The following is a 17,674-nucleotide window of genomic DNA, read 5'->3' as shown; positions in this document are numbered from 1 at the left end:
AACTCGTCAACGTCGCCGTCATGCGAAAGCTCATCGAGGCTGCAAACCTCGTCCTGAAACGCCAAACACCATGGCAATCAGAAATGCAAACGACATAGTTGCTTCTCCCGCGAGGGGAGAAGGAGGACGTTAAGCTCGTTGGCAAACTCCCTCTCCCCTCGCGGGAGAGGGTGGCGCGCAGCGCCGGGTGAGGGGCGGCCGCGTCAGCGGCCAACCAGAACCCCTACCGGAACACAGGCGGTTTCGTCGGTGCAGGTGCCGGCGCCGGGGCCTCGCCCTCTTTCTGTTGTGAATTGAACATCGACACAACGAGGACCGGATCGTCCTTGGGCGGGGGCTGGCAGATGCCGAAGACGAGGTCGGGCATGTCCGTGCGGATCTTGCAGCCGAACTTCTTCGCCTCTTCCGGCAGGATCGGATAATCGTGATTGCGGCCGCCATTGATCAGGTCATTGGTGAGGTCGCAGGTCCCGTCCGTCTTGTGGGCGTCATTGATATAGTCGCAGGAGAAGCGGCGCGCCTCGCTGACGGCCTGTTGCGCCATTTTCGACAGGATCATCATCTCGTCGGAAATACGGTCGGCGGATTTCTGCTGGGTCAGCTCGGCCAGGATCGGGGCCGGCATCCAGGCATATTGCGGATCGATCGGGCCGAGCACGGCGCTGGAGCCCATCACGATCTCGTCGCAGGCCAGGGCGATCATCGTGCCGGCGGACTTGGCGCGATAGGGCACGAAGGCGGTCTTGGGGCCCTTGTGGTTTTTCAGCGCGTGCAGGATCTGCTGCGTGGCCGACGCAATACCGCCCGGCGTGTGCAGAATGACGTCGATCTTCGCGTCTTCCGGGGCGGTCCGGATGATGTCGATGGTCTCGATGGCGGTGTCGCCATCCACATATTCATCGAACTCATGGTGGACGACCTTGAGGACGACACTGCCGCGCTGTTTGGCGAAAGCCTCGGACCGGCGTTCCACCGCCAGCTTGTGCGCTTCCCATGGGGAGAGGTGGGAATGGTCGATCGGACCGCCACTGCCATCATTGAGCATCGTCGCCTGACCGTCCGTGCCCGGCCCGCCGGCCATGGCGACACCCGTTTGCGCGGCGGCGGGTTTGCGGACGGCTGGGGCCGGCTTGGGCAGGGGAACCGGGATCGGCATCTCATCCTCGCCGTCAGAGGACCGCGATTGCTGCCAGATGGCCAGGCCACCCAGAAGCCCGATAATCGCGGCAATACCGCTCCAGCCTGCGACCCCCAGGCCGGTCAAAACGCTCAACATGTCTGTCCCCTCGAAACACCGGCCGGCGCGCGGTCCTGTCCCGGTCCGTCGCGCTGGCATCCACCAATGCGTTAACTCTATACAAGGCTCGCAGAAAGGGCGAATCCTGCAAGGCAATTGCCTCATGAGGTGAGCGGCCTATCCTCGCCTTCAATCAGGAGGGGAATTCCTCCGGCGCAGTCTGGGGAGTGATCCATGTCCACACTAGTTCTTCCGCGCATCTTGGAATCCGGTCCGGGCAGCCTGTCCCGCCTTGGTTCGGTGGCCGGGCAGGCTGGGATCAGCCGGGCGCTCATCATTACCGACGCGACCATGATCCAGCTCGGCTATGTCGAACGCGCCTTGTCCGCGCTGTCGGAGGCCGGTGTCGCTGCTGCCGTGTTCGACGGGACCGAGCCGGAACCGACCGAAACCTCGATCATCGCCGGGCTGGATTGTCTGAAATCCGGGGTCGAGGGGGCAGAATTTGACGGGCTGATCGCGGTCGGCGGCGGAAGCGCCATCGACAGCGCGAAGGCCTTGTCCATTCTCGCCGTTCATGGCGGCCGGATGCGCGACTACAAGGTGCCGCGGATTGTCGACGAGCTGGGTCTGCCTGTCATCGCCGTGCCGACCACAGCGGGCACCGGATCGGAAGCGACCAAGGTCGCCGTCATCACCGACCCGGAGAGTGACGAGAAAATGCTGTGCATGGGTCTGGGTTATATGCCTTTTGGGGCCGTTCTGGACCCGGAACTGACCTATTCCCTACCCAAACGGGTGACGGCAGATACCGGTATTGATGCCATTACGCACGCCATGGAGGCCTATGTCTCCCGCAAGGCAAACCCGTTTTCCGACCAGCAGGCGCTGGCCGCCCTGCGTCTGATGGGCCCGAATATCCGCCGGGTTTTCGAGGACCCGCAAAACGCCGACGCTCGCGAAGCCATGCTGCTCGGCTCCACCCTGGCCGGCATCGCCTTCTCCAATGCCTCCGTGGCGCTGGTGCACGGGATGAGCCGGCCGATCGGCGCTTTCTTCCATGTCCCGCACGGGCTTTCCAACGCCATGCTCCTGCCGGAGATTACCGCCTGGTCCCTGCCATCTGCGCAAACCCGCTATGCGCAATGCGCCCGTGCCATGGGCTGGGCGGCGGACGGGACGTCCGATGCCGTGGCCAATGACATCCTGCTGGAAGAATTGAAGATGTTGAACGCCGATCTGGGTGTGCCCACCCCGTCCGGTTTCGGCATTGAGGAAGCCCGCTGGCGCCAATTGCGGCCCCTGATGGCCGAACAGGCCCTGGCGTCGGGATCTCCGGGCAATAATCCGCGCATTCCCACGGCTGACGAGATTGTCGAGCTGTATGATCGCGTCTGGGCCTGATCCGAAACGTTGTTTTGCCTTACAGCATGGAAACTTGTTCGCACGCGCGGCACTTCATACTGTGCGGGCATGAAAGGTTTGGGGTTGTTGTCTGTGGCCGCTGCGGCGGCCCTTTTTGCGGGCTGTGCTCAGGCACAGCAGCAAACCTATGATCATGCGCTGGATTCCTATGAGTACGACGTGGATGTCGAACTCGTCCTGGCCGTGGACATTTCCTATTCCGTCGATGAGGAAGAGGCCCGCCGCCAGCGCGAAGGCTATGTCGCCGCGCTGGCCTCGGAGGATGTGATCCGCTCGATCCAGGGCGGTCCGTTGGGCCGGATTGCCGTGACCTATGTGGAATGGGCCGATAGCGGTTTCCAGCGCGCGGCCGCTGACTGGACCGTCATCGGATCGGAAGAAGACGCCCTCAATTTCGCCGCCCAGGTGGCCGCCGCCCCACTGGAGCGCGGCCATTATACAGCCATTGGTGCGGCTATTTCCGACAGTGTCCAGCGCATTGAAAACAATCCGCATTCTGCCCCGCGCCGGATCATCGACATTTCCGGGGACGGACCGCAAAACCAGGGTCTGCCGCTGGCCGATGCCCGGGCCCAGGCCGATGCGGCCGGGGTGGTCGTGAACGGTTTGCCGGTGATTTCCTCGGATGAGGGACGCTGGGTCCGCCCGGTCGAGCTGCACCTGGATGATTACTTCCAGGAAAATGTGATCACCGGCCCCGGTTCCTTCGTCCTGCCTGCCCGCACCGAAGCCGAATTCCGCGAGGCCATCCTGCGCAAGCTTGTCATCGAGATTGCCGGTGCCCTGCCGGACCGGGATGAATTGCGCCTGGCCCCCTTCAACGGACCGGAGCTGGGCCGGGCACCATGAGGCGAGGGGCGGCGACATGCGCGCTTGTGCTGGCCCTCAGCGCCGGTGCGACCAGCGGATTGTCAGCGGGTGACCGGGCCCAGGAACCGGACTGGTACCCCGCTCCGGTCGAATACACCGAGGATGGCCGCGAGAAGGTCGATCTGGAACTCGTCCTGGCGGTTGATGTGTCCTCCTCCATCGACGAAACCGAAGCCCGCGGCCAGCGTGAGGGCCATGTCGCCGCCCTGGCCGATCCGGAGGTGATTTCCGCCATCCAGAGCGGCGGTTATGGCCGGATTGCCGTCATGTATCTGGAATGGGCGGACGCCGATTTCCAGCGGGTCGTGGCGCCCTGGACCGTGATCGGCACGGAGGCCGATGCCCAGGCCTTCGCGGCAACCCTGGCGACCTCGCCCTTCATTTCCGGGCGCCGCACTGCCATCGGCGCGGCGATCGACAGTTCGGTCTCCCTCATCGAGGGCAATGCCTATGAGGGCCGCCGCAGGGTGATCGATTTGTCGGGGGATGGTCCCCAGAATGCCGGGCCGAGCCTGTCCGCCGCCCGTGACCGGGCCGACAATGCCCTGATCACGGTCAACGGCCTGCCGATCGACAATAGCCGCCAGCACCCTTTCCGCCCGTCCGTGACGATCAATGTCAGTGCCTATTTTGAAAATGAAGTGATTACCGGGCCCGGTGCCTTCATTTCGCCCACAAATGAGCATGAGGATTTCGTGGACGCGCTGCGCCGCAAGCTTATCATCGAGATTGCGGGGCTCGACCCTGAAGCCGTGATGACGAGGAATGGATGATCCGCAAAATTCTGGCCGCCGGGTTTGGCCTGGCCCTGATGTCGACCAGCGCCCTGGCCCAGCCCGAGGGAGAAAGCTTCGCTGACTGGAAGGCGGGCTTTCGGGATCGTTTGAGTGCGGCGGGCACATCGGATGAGACCGTTGCGTCCATGCTGGATGATCTGGAGCCGGAGATGCGGATCATCGAATCCGATCGCTCCCAGCCGGAATTCGTCCGCCCGATCTGGTCATATCTGGAGATCGCCGCCTCCGATCTGCGCATCCGCAATGGCCGCGATGCCTATGCCCGCAATCGCGAAACCGTGGATGCGGTCGCCGCGCAATTCGAGGTGCGGCCGGAAATCCTGGTCGCGATCTGGGGGTTGGAAAGCTCCTATGGCGCCATTCCGGGCAATAATGACATCGTCCAGGCCCTCGCCACACTGGCCTGGGAAGGCCGCCGCCGCGCCTGGGCGGAAGGTGAGCTGATTGCCGTGGGCGAGATGATTGATGAGGGCTATGCCACCCGCGACCAGCTGACCGGCTCCTGGGCGGGCGCAATGGGGCAGATGCAATTCATCCCCTCCACCTATCTGGAACGGGCCCAGGACTGGGATGGCGATGGCCGCCGCAATATCTGGACCCATGAAGGCGATGCCCTGGCCTCGGCCGCCAACTTGCTCAGCCGGGCCGGCTGGGATCTGGGGGCTCCCGCCATTCTGGAAGTCGATCTGCCTGAAGGCTTCGACTTCGCCGCCTGGCAGCCGCAGGACTCACGCCCTGTTTCCCAGTGGGCGCAGCTGGGCCTGACCCCGGCGCGCGGCGAATGGTCGGCGGATCATCTGATGCGCTCGGCCCGGCTGGAACTGCCCGCCGGCGGTTCCGGTCCCGGCTTCCTCACCTTCGACAATTTCCGGGTGATCAAGCGCTACAATAACTCCACATCCTACGCGATCGGCGTGGCCCATCTGGCTGACCGGATCGCCGGTGGCGCGGCCTTTGAAGGCCCCTGGCCGGAGGACAATCCGCCGATCAACCGGACCCAGACCCGCGAACTCCAGACAGCGCTCAACAGTCTCGGCTTCAATTCGGGCACGCCGGACGGCATTGCCGGCCCCAATACCCGCGCCGCCCTGCGCGCCTTCCAGCGCTCCCGCGGTCTCCTGGCAGATGGCTATGTCGGCCGCCAGGCCTATGCGGCGGTGATCGAAGCGGCGGGCGGTTAGGCCTCACGTATCCGGTTCCATCTCGACGATGTTCTGCACGCGCTTGATGCCGGGATGGTACCAGGCCAGGGCGAGGGCGATCAGGCTGAGGACAACGGCCACATAATAGGGCACGACATGGCCCAGCTGGTTGTACATGAACAGCCCGCCGACCGGTCCGATGATGAAGCCCAGCCCCGCCGTGGCGGTGGTCAGGCCGGCGACACGGCCCTGTTCCTCCGGCTCCACCGCGATGGAGGCGCCGCCGGTAAAACCGGAACGGGCCAGGCCGAAGGCAAAACTGATCAGGAGATAGGCGGTCACGATGCCGGCATAGTTCGGTGCGGCGATCATGATGGCGAAACCGGCCACGGTGATGCCCGCACCCAGCGCCATCAGGACGCGCGGGCTGGCCTTCATGGCCGGGATGAAGATGATCTGGGCAACGATCAGCGCCCCGGCGCCCGCCGCCAGGGCGATCGCCGACATTTGCAGACCCATGCGCTCGTCCAGTCCCAGACTGTCCATGATGTAGAAGGCGAGGGTGGACAGGCTCAGCGACTGCACCACCCAGCTGACACAACCGAACAGGACGAAGGGAAAGATCCGCGGATCGGCGCCGAAGGCGAATTGGGTGAAGGGATTGATCGGCCGGTTCTGCTGTTTCGGCGGGGATTGCTCCGGCAGTTTCCAGCCCACGGCAACGGCCCCCGCCAGCACGGTGGCGGAAATGATCACCATGAAGAGCGGCACGCCGACCAGATCGACCAGGGTGGCGGCCAGGGTCGGACCAATCACGGCTCCCAGACCGAAGGCCGCCGACAGGCCGGCAAGGGCTTCGGTGCGTTCCGCCGGACTGGTCCGGTCGGCAATATAGGCCTGCGCGGCTGGATTGGTGGCCGAGCCAAGAGAGCCGAACAGGGTCCGCGCCAGTGCCATGGCGAAGATGGCGGCCAGAGGCGGTACCCAGCCCGCTTCGCCCGCCTGTGCCGCGGCGGCGAAAATCAGGGTGGAGCAGGCAAAGGCGCACAGGCCGAACACGATGAAAGGTTTGCGACCACGCCGGTCTGACAGGGCCCCCCAGATCGGGGTCATCGTCATGAAGAGGACGGCCGACAGCGTGTAGATCGCGCCGACCCAGTATTCCGGTACGGCCAGACCGCGCGCCAGTGGCGGCAGGATGGCGAACAGCATGTTGTTGCCGATGCCTGTGGCGACAAGGCACAGGAAGAGCAGCCGGAAAGCCGTTCTGCGCTCAGGGTTGGGGCGGGTGTCAAGACGGGGCGGGGTTGGAAACATCTGCTTGATTTAACCCCGGGACTCAGTGCCGTCCAATGTCATTTTCGAAGGTCGGTCATGTCCGGATCGAGGGTCGCGGGACCGGCTGCATCCGTAAACGCCCGGATAACGCCTGTTCAACCCAACATTAAGCTTAAACCGTCATAGTGCCGCTCTAACGGGTGGAGAAACCGCCCGGCAGAGTGGTGGACGGGACATATGTTTCAGATCATTGGCATCGTGGTTGTGTTTGCGATGGTGTTCGGCGGCTTCATGCTGGCGGGCGGCCATTTCGACGTTATTCTCAAGGCGCTTCCCTTTGAAATGATGATGATCGGCGGCGCGGCGGTCGGGGCTTTCCTGATCGGCAACAAGCCGAAGACCGTCATGAAGACGCTGGGCGATCTGGCCAAGATCTTCACCGGGCCCAAATGGAAGGCCTCGGATTATTCCGATCTGTTGTCACTCTTGTTTTTGCTAACAAAAACAATGAAGACAAAAGGGGTTATTGCGCTCGAAACCCATATCGAGAACCCCAAGGACAGCGCGATTTTCACGCGTTATCCCCGCATCATGAAGGATCACTTCGCCGTCGATTTCATCTGCGACACGCTGCGCATGATGACGATGAACCTGGAGGACCCGCACCAGGTGGAAGACGCGATGGAAAACCAGCTGGAAAAGCACCATCACGAAGTCGCCGATCCGGCCCATGCCATGCAGACCATGGCCGATGGCCTGCCGGCCCTGGGTATCGTGGCCGCCGTGCTGGGCGTGATCAAGACGATGGGTGCAATCGAGAGCCCGCCGGCCATTCTCGGCGGCTATATCGGCTCGGCCCTGGTCGGGACCTTCCTCGGCGTGTTCCTGGCCTATGGCTTTGTTGGCCCGTTCGCGGCCTATCTGCAGGCCGTCTATGACGAGGAACACCAATTCTACAAGATCATCCAGGACGTTCTCGTGGCGCACCTGCACGGCAATGCCGCCCAGATCTCCGTCGAGATCGGCCGGGGTGGCGTGCCGACCAAGATGCAGCCCAGCTTTGCCGAACTGGAGCAGGCGCTCGACCAGATCCCGTCCGAAGTCGGCTAAGGCGAGCCACAGACCCACAGACAAGGCGCGGTGTCCTTTCCGGACCCGCGCCTTTTGTGTTTGGGGGGATGGATTGGCGGCCATTCGGCGCTAGAAGGGCGCCATGAAAATCAAGGACGCCGACATTCTCATCGTGCCGGGGCTGCACAATGCCTCGCCCTTCCACTGGCAATCGCGCTGGGCTGACAAGATGTCGACGGCGCGCCGGCTGGAACAGGATGACTGGGACATGCCGCGGCGTGATGCCTGGGTCGCCCGCCTGGTCGAAGCCGTCGATGAAGCAGACAAGCCGGTCATTCTCGTCGCCCACTCGCTGGGGGTTCTCACCGTCGCCCATGCCGCGCCGCAGATGACGGGCAAGATCGCCGGGGCTTTCCTGGTCGGGGCGTCCGATTGGGAACGGCCGGAGCTCAAGGACAAGTATGGTGAGCATGGCTTCGATCCGGCGCCGCGCCAGCCGCTCGGCTTTGCCGGTTTGATGCTGGCCTCCAGCAATGACCCGACCTGCCATATCACCAAGGCGGAAAGCTGGGCGCGGGATTGGGATGTCCGCTTCGGCAATGCCGGGGAGGCGGGCCATTTCGAGCCGGAAAGCGGCCACGGACCCTGGCCGGAGGGCCTGATGGCCTTCGCCAAATTCACCCAGAGCCTCTGACATGCCAAGGCGTTTGCAATGACCGGCAGCCTGGTCTGCGAACCGGCCAAGCTGGACTGGAGCGCGGCGTCCGGGCCCCGCGCGGCGGACTATGACGACGTCTATTTCTCTGCCGAGGACGGGCTGGAGGAGACCCGCGCGGTCTTCCTGAAAGCCTGTCATCTGCCCGAGGCCTGGCAGGGGCGGCGGCATTTCACGGTCGGCGAGCTGGGCTTTGGCACCGGGCTCAATGCCCTGGCGCTGTGGCAGCTCTGGCGGGAGACGCGACCGGCGGGTGCCTGGCTCGATTTCGTCTCTATCGAAAAACATCCGCTGTCGCCCGGGGAGGCCCGCCGGGCCTTTGCGCAGTGGCCGTCTCTGTCAGAACTGAGCGAGCGCCTTTTGGCCCAGTGGCCGCCCCGTCTCAAGGGCGCCCACCGACTTGTCTTTCCTGAAGACGGGTTTGCGATCACGCTCTTCCACGACGAAGCCGAGGCGGCGCTCGCGCAGATCGAGGCACGCATGGATGCCTGGTTCCTCGACGGGTTTGCGCCGGCCCGCAATGAAGCGATGTGGTCCCAGCCGGTTCTGGATGCGATCGGGCGTCTGTCTAACCCGGGGGCCCGGGTCGGCACCTTCACCGTGGCAGGCTTCGTGCGGCGTGGCCTGGCCGAGGCCGGATTCTCGGTGTCCAAACAGCCCGGCTTCGGGCGCAAGCGGGAGCGGCTCGAGGCGATCTTTCCGGGCGAGGCGTCGCCGGAGAAGCCCGCTCCCGGCCGGATCGCGATCATCGGAGCCGGCATTGCCGGGGCGGCGCTGGCGCATGCGTTTTCGATGCGGGGCTGTGAACCCGTTCTGATTGACAAGGCCGGTCTGGCGGGCGGGGCGTCGGGGGCGCCCGCCGGCCTGCTGACGCCGCGACTGGAACGCGCCGACCGGCCCCATGTGCGGGCCACACTCGCGGCCTTCGATTTCGCCCGGCGGCTCTATGCGGGCCTGGACGGGTATGAGGCCTGTGGCGTCATCCGTCAGCCCAAGGATGAGGCGGAAGCGGCCCGTTTTGCCGGCATTGCCGATCTGATGGATGACAGTGTTGTCTGGCGGGACAGGGCGCTGGACCTGACAAACTCAGGTCGCTTCAAACCCGCACACTTGGTGACCCAACTGGCCGGGAATGCGCCGCTGATCAAGGCCGATATCAAACAGGTCGAGACCGGGGCGGACGGGGTGTCGCTGCGTGACGGGGAAGGCCGGAGCGTACTGGAGGCCGATCTTGTGATCCATGCGTCCGGTGCGGGCGCCGGGATGGTTCTCCCGGATATCTCGCCGAGTGCGGGGCAAGTTGCGGTGTTCAAGGGGCAAGCTCCGGCCCGGCCCGTCACCTGGGGGCATTATGTCTGTGCCGCGCCCCAGGGCGTGCTGGTCGGCGCGACCCATGTGCGCGGCGAGGATGCCGGCCCGTCAGGGCCCGCCATTGAGAGCTTCCGTGAGGCGTGCGGCGTCCACTGTCCGGAACTGGAACTGGGGGATGTCGTGGAAACCTGGTCGGGCGTGCGCGCGTCCACACCGGATCGCCTTCCCGTCGCCGGGGCGCTGGACGCCCGGACCTTCATCCTGTCGGGACTGGGGTCGCGCGGCTTTGCCCATGCCCCGCTTCTGGCGGAACAGCTGGCCAGCCTGATTTGCGGCCAGGCCGCGGCGCTGGAGAAAGCGGGGCTTGAGGTTCTGGAACCAGGGCGTTTCGAAATGCGACGCCGGCGTCGCGAGGGCTGATCCGGACCCGGTGCGGTCAGGCTCTGATCAAGCGGACCGGTTCTTCGGCCTCGCTGGCCGGCTTGGGGCGTTCAAACCGGACTTCGGCGAGCGGGCAGGTGTCCAGCAGGCAATTGGCCTTGAAATCCACATCCAGTCCGGCCCGGCGATCATAGCTGATTTCCAGGGCTCCGACCGCCAGTGTCACGGGTGTTCCCGCCACGACCGGCAGCGTGACCGGCAGGCTGATCAGCGATGTGGCGAGGCCGGCGAGGGCGAGGGATTTGAGAACCATTGAAGTCACCGAGGAACTGGCTTTTGACCTCTGGATGCCGCTCCTCCGCCGATTGGATGCAGGGCGATCGAAAAAATCCGAATTCGGCGCGCGGATTGCAGCGTTTCGGTCAAGAACGCCGTAATGGCACAGATCGGGACATGTCAGTGAACGCGCACACCGCCTCCAACGAGACCTTCGTCGACCGCCGCTCCGGCTCGCGTCATGTCTGGTTTCTTAACTCGGCCTTTGACAAGATCGGGCTGGATGTCGCGATGCGCCGGATTACCGAGCGCGCACCGGAAAAACCGTTCGCCTTTGTCGTGACGCCCAATGTGGATCATCTGGTCCGCCTGGAACGCGACACGGTCCTGGCCCGTCTTTATGCCCAGGCTTGGCTGACCGTGTGCGACAGCCGTGTCCTGGAAATGATTGGCCGGATATCCGGAGAGAGCATTGATGTGTCGCCGGGCTCCGACCTGACGGCGCACTTGTTCGATCAGGTCATCGATCCTGCTGAACCGCTGACCATCATCGGCGGCTCGGAAAGCGTCATCGAAGCGGTGACCCGTCGTTATGGTCTCAAGGATGTGCGCTGGCATCAGCCGCCCATGGGGCTGCGGGATAATCCGGAGGCGATTGCCGAATGCGCGCAATTCGTCGCCGACAATCCGTCACGCTTCACCTTCTTCTGTGTCGGGTCTCCGCAACAGGAATTGGTGGCCGAAGCCTGTCTGGACCATGGCGGCTGTACGGGTGTCGGCCTGTGCGTCGGCGCCTCCCTGGACTTTCTGGGCGGCAAGACCCGCCGGGCACCGGTCTGGATGCAGCAGGCCCGCCTGGAATGGCTGCATCGCCTGCTTCAGGAACCCGGCCGGATGTGGCGCCGCTATCTGGTGGATGGTCCCAAGGTGATCCAGCTCTGGTTCTCCTGGCGTCGCATGCAGAAAGAGCTGCGCAAGCTGGAGCACGCCCTGTCACGGCCTGAGAAGGTCAAGGAACGGGCGCTCTACCAGCGGATTCGTAACCTCGAGCAACAACTGGCTGCGCGCGACTGATCGCAGTGATCGGCGGATTGCGTTTTCAGGCGGTACGCCCTAGCGTCCGCCGCGCGATGGTTCCCTCACGGGATTAATCGGGAAGCCGGTGCGGAGATGGTCTCCTAGTCCGGCGCTGTGCCCGCAGCCGTAAGCGGTGAGTGGCGATGCAAGTGACCCACTGGAGCAACAGCTCCGGGAAGGGGCATCGACCGCCTGGACCCGCAAGCCGGAAGACCTGCCACCGCTGTCGTCTGTCCGTTCGTGCGGGTTCACACGAGATCGGCGCGGTATCCCCGTTTTTGACGACTCCTTGCAACCGTCCGGCCCGAAAGGCCGGCCGCTAACGCTTTGGAGGCGTGATACATGAGTAAGTCCCTTTGGCTGTCGTCCGCAGTGGCGCTGCCCGCTTTGCTGTTCCCGGCTTTCGCACAGGCCGAGGACCCGGTGTCCGATGATGTGGTGCTCGTCACTGCAGCCCGGGTCGATGTGCTGCAGTCCGACGCCACGACCAGTGTCTCCCGTCTGGGCGCCGAAGAGTTGGAAGCCCGCGGCATGCCCTTTCTGGCCGATACGCTGCGTGCCGTGCCGGGCCTGGCCGTTTCGCGGTCCGGCGCGCCCGGCTCGCTGACCCAGATCCGCGCCCGCGGCTCGGAAGCCAATCATGTCCTGGTCCTTATCGACGGTGTGGAGGCCAACAACCCGTTCACCGGCGAAGCCGATTTCGCCCATTTTGTCTTTGATGACCTGGGCTCGGTGGAAGTGGCCCGGGGCGAGCAGTCCGCCCTGTGGGGTGCCGACGCCATTGGCGGTGTCATACGCCTGACGACAGCCCGCCCGGACACGGGGCTCGAGGCATCGGGGCGTCTGGAGGCCGGTGATTTCGGATCCTATCAGGCCTCGGCCCGTATCGCCTCGACATCGGATGCTGGCTGGTTCTCCCTGTCCGGCAGCCGCTATTCCAGCGACGGGATCGACGTCTCCGGTCTGGACGGTGAAACCGACGGCTATGAGAATACGTCCTTCAATCTGGCGGGCGCCCGGGCCCTGACGGACATCATCAATCTGGAAGGCTCGGTGCGCTGGCTGGATTATGACAGCCAGTATGACAGCGACACGGATTTTGACGGCCGGCTTAATGATGTCGACCGGGTCAGTGAAGGCCGGACCGTGTTCGCCCGGGCTGCCTTGACCGCAGCCCACACGCAAGGCGAGGTCGCTCTCGATCATGAACTGGCCCTGCAGCTCACCGATGATGCGGTCGAGACCTTTGCCGATGGCGTGTTCGGCGGCGAGTCCCTCGGCCAGCGCCTGCAGGCGCACTATCAACTGACCGGTCGCTGGGAAACCGGGAGGCTGTCGCATCGCCTCACCGGACTGGTGGAACAGGAGCAGGACCGCCTCAAGGCTTTTGCCGGACCGGGTGCCGGGTCGAATCAATCACGCCAGATCGAGACCCGCGCCTTTGCGCTGGACTATGGTCTGGATGCCGGAGCCCTCGATGTCACCGCGTCGCTGCGCCAGGACCAGCACGATCTGTTCGAGGACGCGACGACTTGGCGGGTCGGGGCCGGCTGGACCTTTGAACCCCTGGACGCGCGCCTTCGCGCCAATTGGGGTGAGGGGGTCAAGAATCCCGGCATCTATGAGTTGTTCGGCTATTTCCCGGGCTCCTTCCAGGGCAATCCCGCCCTTCAGCCCGAGCGGTCGCGCGGCTGGGAAATCGGCTGGGACCAATCCTTCCTGGACGGACGCTTGGCGACATCGCTGGTCTATTTCAGCTCCGAGCTGGAAGACGAGATCTACACCGATTTCAGCGTCTTCCCGTCCACGGCCCTCAACGCCGTCGGCCGGTCGGACCGTAACGGCGTCGAGCTGTCCGCCAATTGGGAGATCGCGGCTGACTGGTCAGCCTTCGGCTCCGTGACCTGGCTGGAGAGCGAGGAGGCGGGGTCGGCCGAATTGCGGCGCCCGGAACAGCTCGCCTCGCTGACCCTCGACTGGCACCCATCGGAAGGGCCCTGGTCCGGGGCGGTCTCGATCGACCATACCGGCGATCAGACCGATACGGATTTCGGCACCTATCTGCCGGTCACGCTGGAGGCTTACACGCTGGTCGGAGGCCAGCTGCGCTATGCCGTTTCGCCGCAAATGGATGTCTATGTCCGCGGCGAGAACCTGCTGGATGAGGAGTATCAGGATGTGGTCGGCTATCACACGCCGGGCCGTGGCCTGTTTATCGGCCTGCGTCTGCGCAATCGCTAGTCCGGCTTTCGCCGGGACCCAGACAAGACCGCCGCAGGGCGGTCTTGTCTCTACGGCCCTGTGCGCGGACGCCTATGTTCTCGCCCTGGCCGGTCCGGGCCAGATCCGGGCCCTGTCCTGGCAGGTGGACCACCCCGTCTCTGCCGCGCCGGATTGGGCGCGTGACCTGCCCACAGCCTGGCCCGATGCCGAGCGACTTTTGATGCTGGAACCACGCCTGGCCGTGTTCGACCCGGGCGGCGGCGGACGCACGGCCCGCCTGGTCGAGCGCGCCGGCATGCCGGTGCATGAGCTGGCCTGGACCGATGATTTCGACGGCGTGCGCCAAAATCTGCGGGCCTTGGGCCAGGTGATGGACCGGTCCGATGCCGCTGAAATCTTGATCGCCGATCTGGACATCCGGCTCGACCGTCTGACGGCCCGCAGCGAGGCGCGTGATGCCCGTCCGCGCGTCCTCTATCTCAATGTCTCGGGCGGGTCGGCCGGGGCGGGCACCTATATCGATGCCGCCATCCGCGCGGCCGGCGGCATCAATGTCATGGCCGAGGCCGGGCATGCCGGCTGGACGCGCTCCGATCCCGAGCTTCTCCTGGACCTCGACGTGGACCTCATCCTGACCAGCTTTTTCTCCGACGGTTATGCCTCCACCGACAATCATGCGCGCCAGCACGCCGCCTACCGGCATGTCCTGGCCGGCAGGCCGCGCGTGGAAATTCCGGCCGGGGACTGGCCTTGCGCCGGACCGCGCCTGATCGAGGCCGCGGAACGCATCGCGCAGGCCCTGGACGCAGAAGAGGTTGCCCGATGATGCCGGTCCGTCTGTCTCTTGCGCTGGGGGCCTTGCTCCTGGTCGCGGCCCTGCTCTCCCTGTTTTGCGGCCAGGCGCCAATCACGCTGGGAAGCTTTGCCGGACTCGTGTCCGGAAGCGCCTCGCTGGACGTTCTGATCCTGTCGGAAATTCGTCTGCCGCGACTGGTACTCGGCCTGGTACTCGGCGCCGGGTTGGGCGGGGCCGGGGCCGTGTTGCAGGGCTTCCTGCGCAATCCCTTGGCCGATCCCGGCGTGATCGGCGTGTCCGCCAGTGCCGGCTTCGGTGCGGTTCTGGCTTTGTATTTCGGTGTGTCCGGCCTGTTTGCCCTGGCCTTGCCGCTGGCGGGTGTGACCGGCGCAGCGGTCGGCGTGATCCTGCTCTTCCTGATCGCGGGATCGGGCGCATCCGCCACAACGCTGATCCTGTCGGGCGTGGCGGTGAATGCCCTGGCCGGCGCGCTGACCGCCCTGATGATGAATCTCGCCCCCAATCCCTGGGCGCTGTCCGAGATTGCCTACTGGCTGATGGGCTCGCTCAAGGATGCCAGCTGGAACGAGGTCCTGTTTGCGGCCCCGCTTATCCTGGCCGGTCTGCTGGTTCTTCTGTCGACCGTGTCCTCCCTGGACGCGCTCAGCCTGGGAGAAGATGCGGCGAGGAGCCTGGGGGTCGACCTGCGGCGACTGCGCCTGGCCGTGGTGGCGGGGACGGCGCTGGCCGTCGGCGGCGGTGTCGCTGTCGCCGGAGCCATCGGATTCGTCGGTCTCGTCGTGCCGCACATACTGCGCCCCCTGACCGGACATCAACCGGGCGCGCTGGTTCTGCCCTCCATGCTTGGTGGCGCCTTGCTGGTTGTTCTTGCCGACATGGCGGTGCGGCTCATGTCAGGACCCGGCGTGCCGCTTTATCTCGGCGTGCTGACCGCCCTGATCGGGGCGCCCTTCTTCCTCTGGCTGGTCCGCGCGTCACAAAGGATTTCACCATGACCGGTCTGATCCTCTCCGGCCTCTCCTTCGGCTATGGCGAGCGCCGCCTGCTCGATGGCTTGGACCTGTCCTTCTCCGACCCCGGGCTGACGGCGATTGTCGGGCCCAACGGGGCGGGCAAGTCGACCTGTCTGCGACTGGCCGCCGGCCTGCTGCAACCCGATACCGGCTCCGTCTCCCTCAACGGTCAGGCCCTGTCGGATCTGTCGCCGCGCGACCGGGCCCGCCGGATCGGCTATCTGCCACCGGACGGACGCTCGGCCTGGCCGATGAGCGCCGGTGCGGTGGTCGCGCTGGGGCGGGCACCCTGGCGCAAGCCGCTGCGGCAATTGTCGGATGATGATCGGGCGGCGATCAATGACGCCATGCGCCAGACCGATACACTGGCGCTGGCCGAGCGGCGCTTCGATAACCTGTCTTCCGGCGAACAGGCCCGCGTCCTGATCGCCCGGGCCTTGGCCGGGCAGGGCGAGGTTCTGATCCTGGACGAGCCGACAGCAGCCCTCGATATCAGGCACCAGCTCGGTGTGATGGGCATCCTGTCCGGCGCGGCACAGGCCGGACGTCATGTCCTGGTGGCCGTGCACGCGCTGGACCTGGCGGCGCGCTTTGCCGACCGGGTCATCGTGATGCAATCGGGACAGGTCCGCGCGGACGGTCCGCCCGGCACGGCCTTGTCGGAGGACGTGGTGCGCGATGTGTTCGGTATCCGGGCACCGGGCGGTATCCGGCCGACCCCGCTCAGTGCTGCGGACGGCTAGTCGACGAAACGGATGTCCGGGGCCGGCTTGCTGGCGGTTTCAGCGGCTTCCAGGGCCGCCTGGGCGACCCGGCCAAAGGCCTTGCCGATCGGGCCGTCTTCCAGCGCGATGGGCTCACCCGCGTCCGACCGCACCCGCAGGTCCGGATGCAGCGGAATATCGCCCAGATAGGCCAGGCCCAGCGCATCGGCCTCGGCCTTCACGCCGCCTTCGCCGAAGATATGGCTGGCCTCGCCGCAATGCGGGCACAGGAAGACACTCATGTTTTCGACCATGCCCAGCACCGGGACATGGGTCTGTTCAAACAGGCTCATCGCCTTGCGGGCATCATCCAGTGCCAGGTCCTGCGGCGTGGAGACGATGACCGCCCCGTCGACCGGAAGGTCCTGGGCAATGGCCAGCTGCGCATCGCCGGTACCGGGCGGCATGTCGAGGATCAGCACATCGGCCGCGCCCCAATTCGTGTCCGTCATGAATTGCCGGATCGCGCCCTGGACCATCGGGCCGCGCCAGACCACGGCGGCGCCCGGCTTCACGACAAAGCCCATGGAGATGATCTTCACACCATGCGCCTCGACCGGCTCGACACCGGCCTCGGATTTGCGCAGACCGGGCACATCGGTCAGGCCGAACAGGCGCGGTGCGGACGGGCCGTAAATGTCGGCATCCAGCAGGCCCACCTTGAGACCCTGCCGGGCCAGGGCGACGGCCAGATTGGCGGAGACGGTCGACTTGCCGACGCCGCCCTTGCCCGAAGCCACGGCAATGATGCGCTTGGCCGGCTTGGCGGGCGGTGTGGCTTTTGGCTGTTGCTGGGGGGCGGGCTTGCGGGCCGGTGCGCTGGATTCGCGGTGCGCGGTCATGACGACGCGGACCCGGGAGATGCCTTCGATCTTGCCGACCGCAGCCTCGATCTCGGGCTTCAGACGGTCCAGATCGGGATCCCCGGCGACCGGCGGCGCCAGCACGATCGTGGCGGTATCCTTCATCAGACCGGCGGATTCAACGCGACCCGCATCCAACAGATTGCGGCCGGACTGGCGTTCGATCACGCCGCTCAGAGCCTTGCGCAGGGCATCTTCCATAGGGGTGTTGTCTCCGCATCGCGTTTGAGTATTCCACCTGCAGACTTATGACCTGTCGGGCAGCACGAAAAGCCCTGCGCCGCGCGGCGGACTGTCTGCGATCTCAGGAAGAAGTGGATGGTGGGCGATACTGGGATTGAACCAGTGACCCCTTCGATGTCAACGAAGTGCTCTCCCGCTGAGCTAATCGCCCATCCGTCACTTGGGAGCGCG

Annotated in this window: 16 protein-coding genes, 1 tRNA gene and 1 riboswitch; of the genes, 12 read left to right on the top strand and 5 right to left on the bottom strand. The window is 65.2% G+C overall.

Going from position 1 to position 17,674, the window contains the following annotated elements:
* Positions 1 to 223: 223 nt before the first annotated feature.
* Entirely contained in the window at positions 224 to 1,276 is a 1,053-nt protein-coding gene (locus FCS99_RS11125; protein ID WP_171036345.1) for an SDH family Clp fold serine proteinase, read from the bottom strand.
* A 195-nt stretch (positions 1,277 to 1,471) separates the two neighbouring features.
* Between FCS99_RS11125 and FCS99_RS11120 the strand changes: the two genes are divergently transcribed.
* The 4 genes from FCS99_RS11120 (at position 1,472) to FCS99_RS11105 (ending at position 5,510) form a co-directional block, all read left to right on the top strand.
* Entirely contained in the window at positions 1,472 to 2,641 is a 1,170-nt protein-coding gene (locus FCS99_RS11120; protein ID WP_138512506.1) for an iron-containing alcohol dehydrogenase, read from the top strand.
* Positions 2,642 to 2,734: 93 nt separating this feature from the next.
* Complete coding sequence (locus FCS99_RS11115) at positions 2,735 to 3,511, top strand: DUF1194 domain-containing protein (protein WP_233352774.1); 777 nt, start codon at positions 2,735 to 2,737, stop codon at positions 3,509 to 3,511.
* Positions 3,512 to 3,537: 26 nt separating this feature from the next.
* The gene (locus FCS99_RS11110; RefSeq protein WP_233352769.1) at positions 3,538 to 4,305 is read left to right on the top strand and encodes a DUF1194 domain-containing protein; all 768 of its coding nucleotides are present in this window, start codon (positions 3,538 to 3,540) and stop codon (positions 4,303 to 4,305) included.
* A complete protein-coding gene (locus tag FCS99_RS11105) occupies positions 4,302 to 5,510 on the top strand; it encodes a lytic murein transglycosylase (protein ID WP_138512501.1) in 1,209 nt (402 codons plus the stop codon). The genes FCS99_RS11110 and FCS99_RS11105 overlap by 4 nt, the downstream gene beginning before the upstream one ends.
* Before the next feature lie 3 nt (positions 5,511 to 5,513).
* Here the strand turns inward: FCS99_RS11105 and FCS99_RS11100 are convergent, their stop codons facing one another.
* Positions 5,514 to 6,683 carry an MFS transporter gene (locus FCS99_RS11100; RefSeq protein ID WP_233352767.1) on the bottom strand — a complete coding sequence of 390 codons (1,170 nt, stop codon included), beginning with the start codon at positions 6,681 to 6,683 and terminating at the stop codon, positions 5,514 to 5,516.
* Between the two features lie 303 nt (positions 6,684 to 6,986).
* Here FCS99_RS11100 and motA point away from each other — a divergent pair, with 303 nt between their 5' ends.
* The 3 genes from motA (at position 6,987) to mnmD (ending at position 10,266) form a co-directional block, all read left to right on the top strand.
* On the top strand, positions 6,987 to 7,859 hold the full coding sequence (motA, locus tag FCS99_RS11095) for a flagellar motor stator protein MotA (protein WP_138512497.1): 873 nt from the start codon (positions 6,987 to 6,989) through the stop codon (positions 7,857 to 7,859).
* Between the two features lie 103 nt (positions 7,860 to 7,962).
* The gene (locus FCS99_RS11090; protein ID WP_138512495.1) at positions 7,963 to 8,514 is read left to right on the top strand and encodes an RBBP9/YdeN family alpha/beta hydrolase; all 552 of its coding nucleotides are present in this window, start codon (positions 7,963 to 7,965) and stop codon (positions 8,512 to 8,514) included.
* Between the two features lie 18 nt (positions 8,515 to 8,532).
* Positions 8,533 to 10,266, top strand: coding sequence for a tRNA (5-methylaminomethyl-2-thiouridine)(34)-methyltransferase MnmD (gene mnmD, locus FCS99_RS11085; protein WP_138512493.1), 1,734 nt, complete (start codon positions 8,533 to 8,535; stop codon positions 10,264 to 10,266).
* 16 nt (positions 10,267 to 10,282) lie between these two features.
* Here mnmD and FCS99_RS11080 read toward each other — a convergent pair whose 3' ends face one another.
* A complete protein-coding gene (locus tag FCS99_RS11080) occupies positions 10,283 to 10,540 on the bottom strand; it encodes a hypothetical protein (protein WP_138512491.1) in 258 nt (85 codons plus the stop codon).
* A gap of 146 nt (positions 10,541 to 10,686) precedes the next feature.
* Between FCS99_RS11080 and FCS99_RS11075 the strand changes: the two genes are divergently transcribed.
* The 5 genes from FCS99_RS11075 (at position 10,687) to FCS99_RS11055 (ending at position 16,376) form a co-directional block, all read left to right on the top strand.
* Positions 10,687 to 11,577 (top strand): WecB/TagA/CpsF family glycosyltransferase, encoded by an 891-nt coding sequence (locus FCS99_RS11075; protein WP_233352766.1) that lies wholly within the window; start codon positions 10,687 to 10,689, stop codon positions 11,575 to 11,577.
* A gap of 40 nt (positions 11,578 to 11,617) precedes the next feature.
* Positions 11,618 to 11,815: riboswitch (cobalamin riboswitch) on the top strand.
* 107 nt (positions 11,816 to 11,922) lie between these two features.
* Complete coding sequence (locus tag FCS99_RS11070; protein ID WP_138512487.1) at positions 11,923 to 13,821, top strand: TonB-dependent receptor plug domain-containing protein; 1,899 nt, start codon at positions 11,923 to 11,925, stop codon at positions 13,819 to 13,821.
* The gene (locus FCS99_RS11065; RefSeq protein WP_171036343.1) at positions 13,757 to 14,629 is read left to right on the top strand and encodes an ABC transporter substrate-binding protein; all 873 of its coding nucleotides are present in this window, start codon (positions 13,757 to 13,759) and stop codon (positions 14,627 to 14,629) included. Before FCS99_RS11070 ends, FCS99_RS11065 begins: the two co-directional genes overlap by 65 nt.
* A complete protein-coding gene (locus tag FCS99_RS11060) occupies positions 14,626 to 15,615 on the top strand; it encodes a FecCD family ABC transporter permease (protein WP_138512483.1) in 990 nt (329 codons plus the stop codon). The genes FCS99_RS11065 and FCS99_RS11060 overlap by 4 nt, the downstream gene beginning before the upstream one ends.
* Positions 15,612 to 16,376, top strand: a complete 765-nt coding sequence (locus FCS99_RS11055; protein WP_138512481.1) for an ABC transporter ATP-binding protein — start codon at positions 15,612 to 15,614, stop codon at positions 16,374 to 16,376. The genes FCS99_RS11060 and FCS99_RS11055 overlap by 4 nt, the downstream gene beginning before the upstream one ends.
* Here FCS99_RS11055 and FCS99_RS11050 read toward each other — a convergent pair.
* A complete protein-coding gene (locus tag FCS99_RS11050) occupies positions 16,373 to 17,461 on the bottom strand; it encodes an Mrp/NBP35 family ATP-binding protein (protein ID WP_138512479.1) in 1,089 nt (362 codons plus the stop codon). The genes FCS99_RS11055 and FCS99_RS11050 overlap by 4 nt on opposite strands.
* Positions 17,462 to 17,579: 118 nt before the next feature.
* Positions 17,580 to 17,654, bottom strand: a tRNA-Val gene (locus tag FCS99_RS11045).
* Between the last annotated feature and the right edge of the window lie 20 nt (positions 17,655 to 17,674).

The sequence above is a fragment of the Maricaulis alexandrii genome (assembly GCF_005871165.1).
GTDB classification, from domain to species: domain Bacteria; phylum Pseudomonadota; class Alphaproteobacteria; order Caulobacterales; family Maricaulaceae; genus Maricaulis; species Maricaulis alexandrii.
This window is presented reverse-complemented; position numbering and strand designations above follow the sequence as displayed.

Coding starts and splice junctions, on each gene's coding strand:
- FCS99_RS11100 (WP_233352767.1), bottom strand. CDS start 6,683: ATGCTGTTCGCCATCCTGCCGCCACTGGCGCGCGGTCTGGCCGTACCG.
- FCS99_RS11125 (WP_171036345.1), bottom strand. CDS start 1,276: ATGTTGAGCGTTTTGACCGGCCTGGGGGTCGCAGGCTGGAGCGGTATT.
- mnmD (WP_138512493.1), top strand. CDS start 8,533: ATGACCGGCAGCCTGGTCTGCGAACCGGCCAAGCTGGACTGGAGCGCG.
- FCS99_RS11050 (WP_138512479.1), bottom strand. CDS start 17,461: ATGGAAGATGCCCTGCGCAAGGCTCTGAGCGGCGTGATCGAACGCCAG.
- FCS99_RS11065 (WP_171036343.1), top strand. CDS start 13,757: ATGTGGTCGGCTATCACACGCCGGGCCGTGGCCTGTTTATCGGCCTGC.
- FCS99_RS11070 (WP_138512487.1), top strand. CDS start 11,923: ATGAGTAAGTCCCTTTGGCTGTCGTCCGCAGTGGCGCTGCCCGCTTTG.
- FCS99_RS11090 (WP_138512495.1), top strand. CDS start 7,963: ATGAAAATCAAGGACGCCGACATTCTCATCGTGCCGGGGCTGCACAAT.
- FCS99_RS11060 (WP_138512483.1), top strand. CDS start 14,626: ATGATGCCGGTCCGTCTGTCTCTTGCGCTGGGGGCCTTGCTCCTGGTC.
- FCS99_RS11080 (WP_138512491.1), bottom strand. CDS start 10,540: ATGGTTCTCAAATCCCTCGCCCTCGCCGGCCTCGCCACATCGCTGATC.
- motA (WP_138512497.1), top strand. CDS start 6,987: ATGTTTCAGATCATTGGCATCGTGGTTGTGTTTGCGATGGTGTTCGGC.
- FCS99_RS11105 (WP_138512501.1), top strand. CDS start 4,302: ATGATCCGCAAAATTCTGGCCGCCGGGTTTGGCCTGGCCCTGATGTCG.
- FCS99_RS11055 (WP_138512481.1), top strand. CDS start 15,612: ATGACCGGTCTGATCCTCTCCGGCCTCTCCTTCGGCTATGGCGAGCGC.
- FCS99_RS11120 (WP_138512506.1), top strand. CDS start 1,472: ATGTCCACACTAGTTCTTCCGCGCATCTTGGAATCCGGTCCGGGCAGC.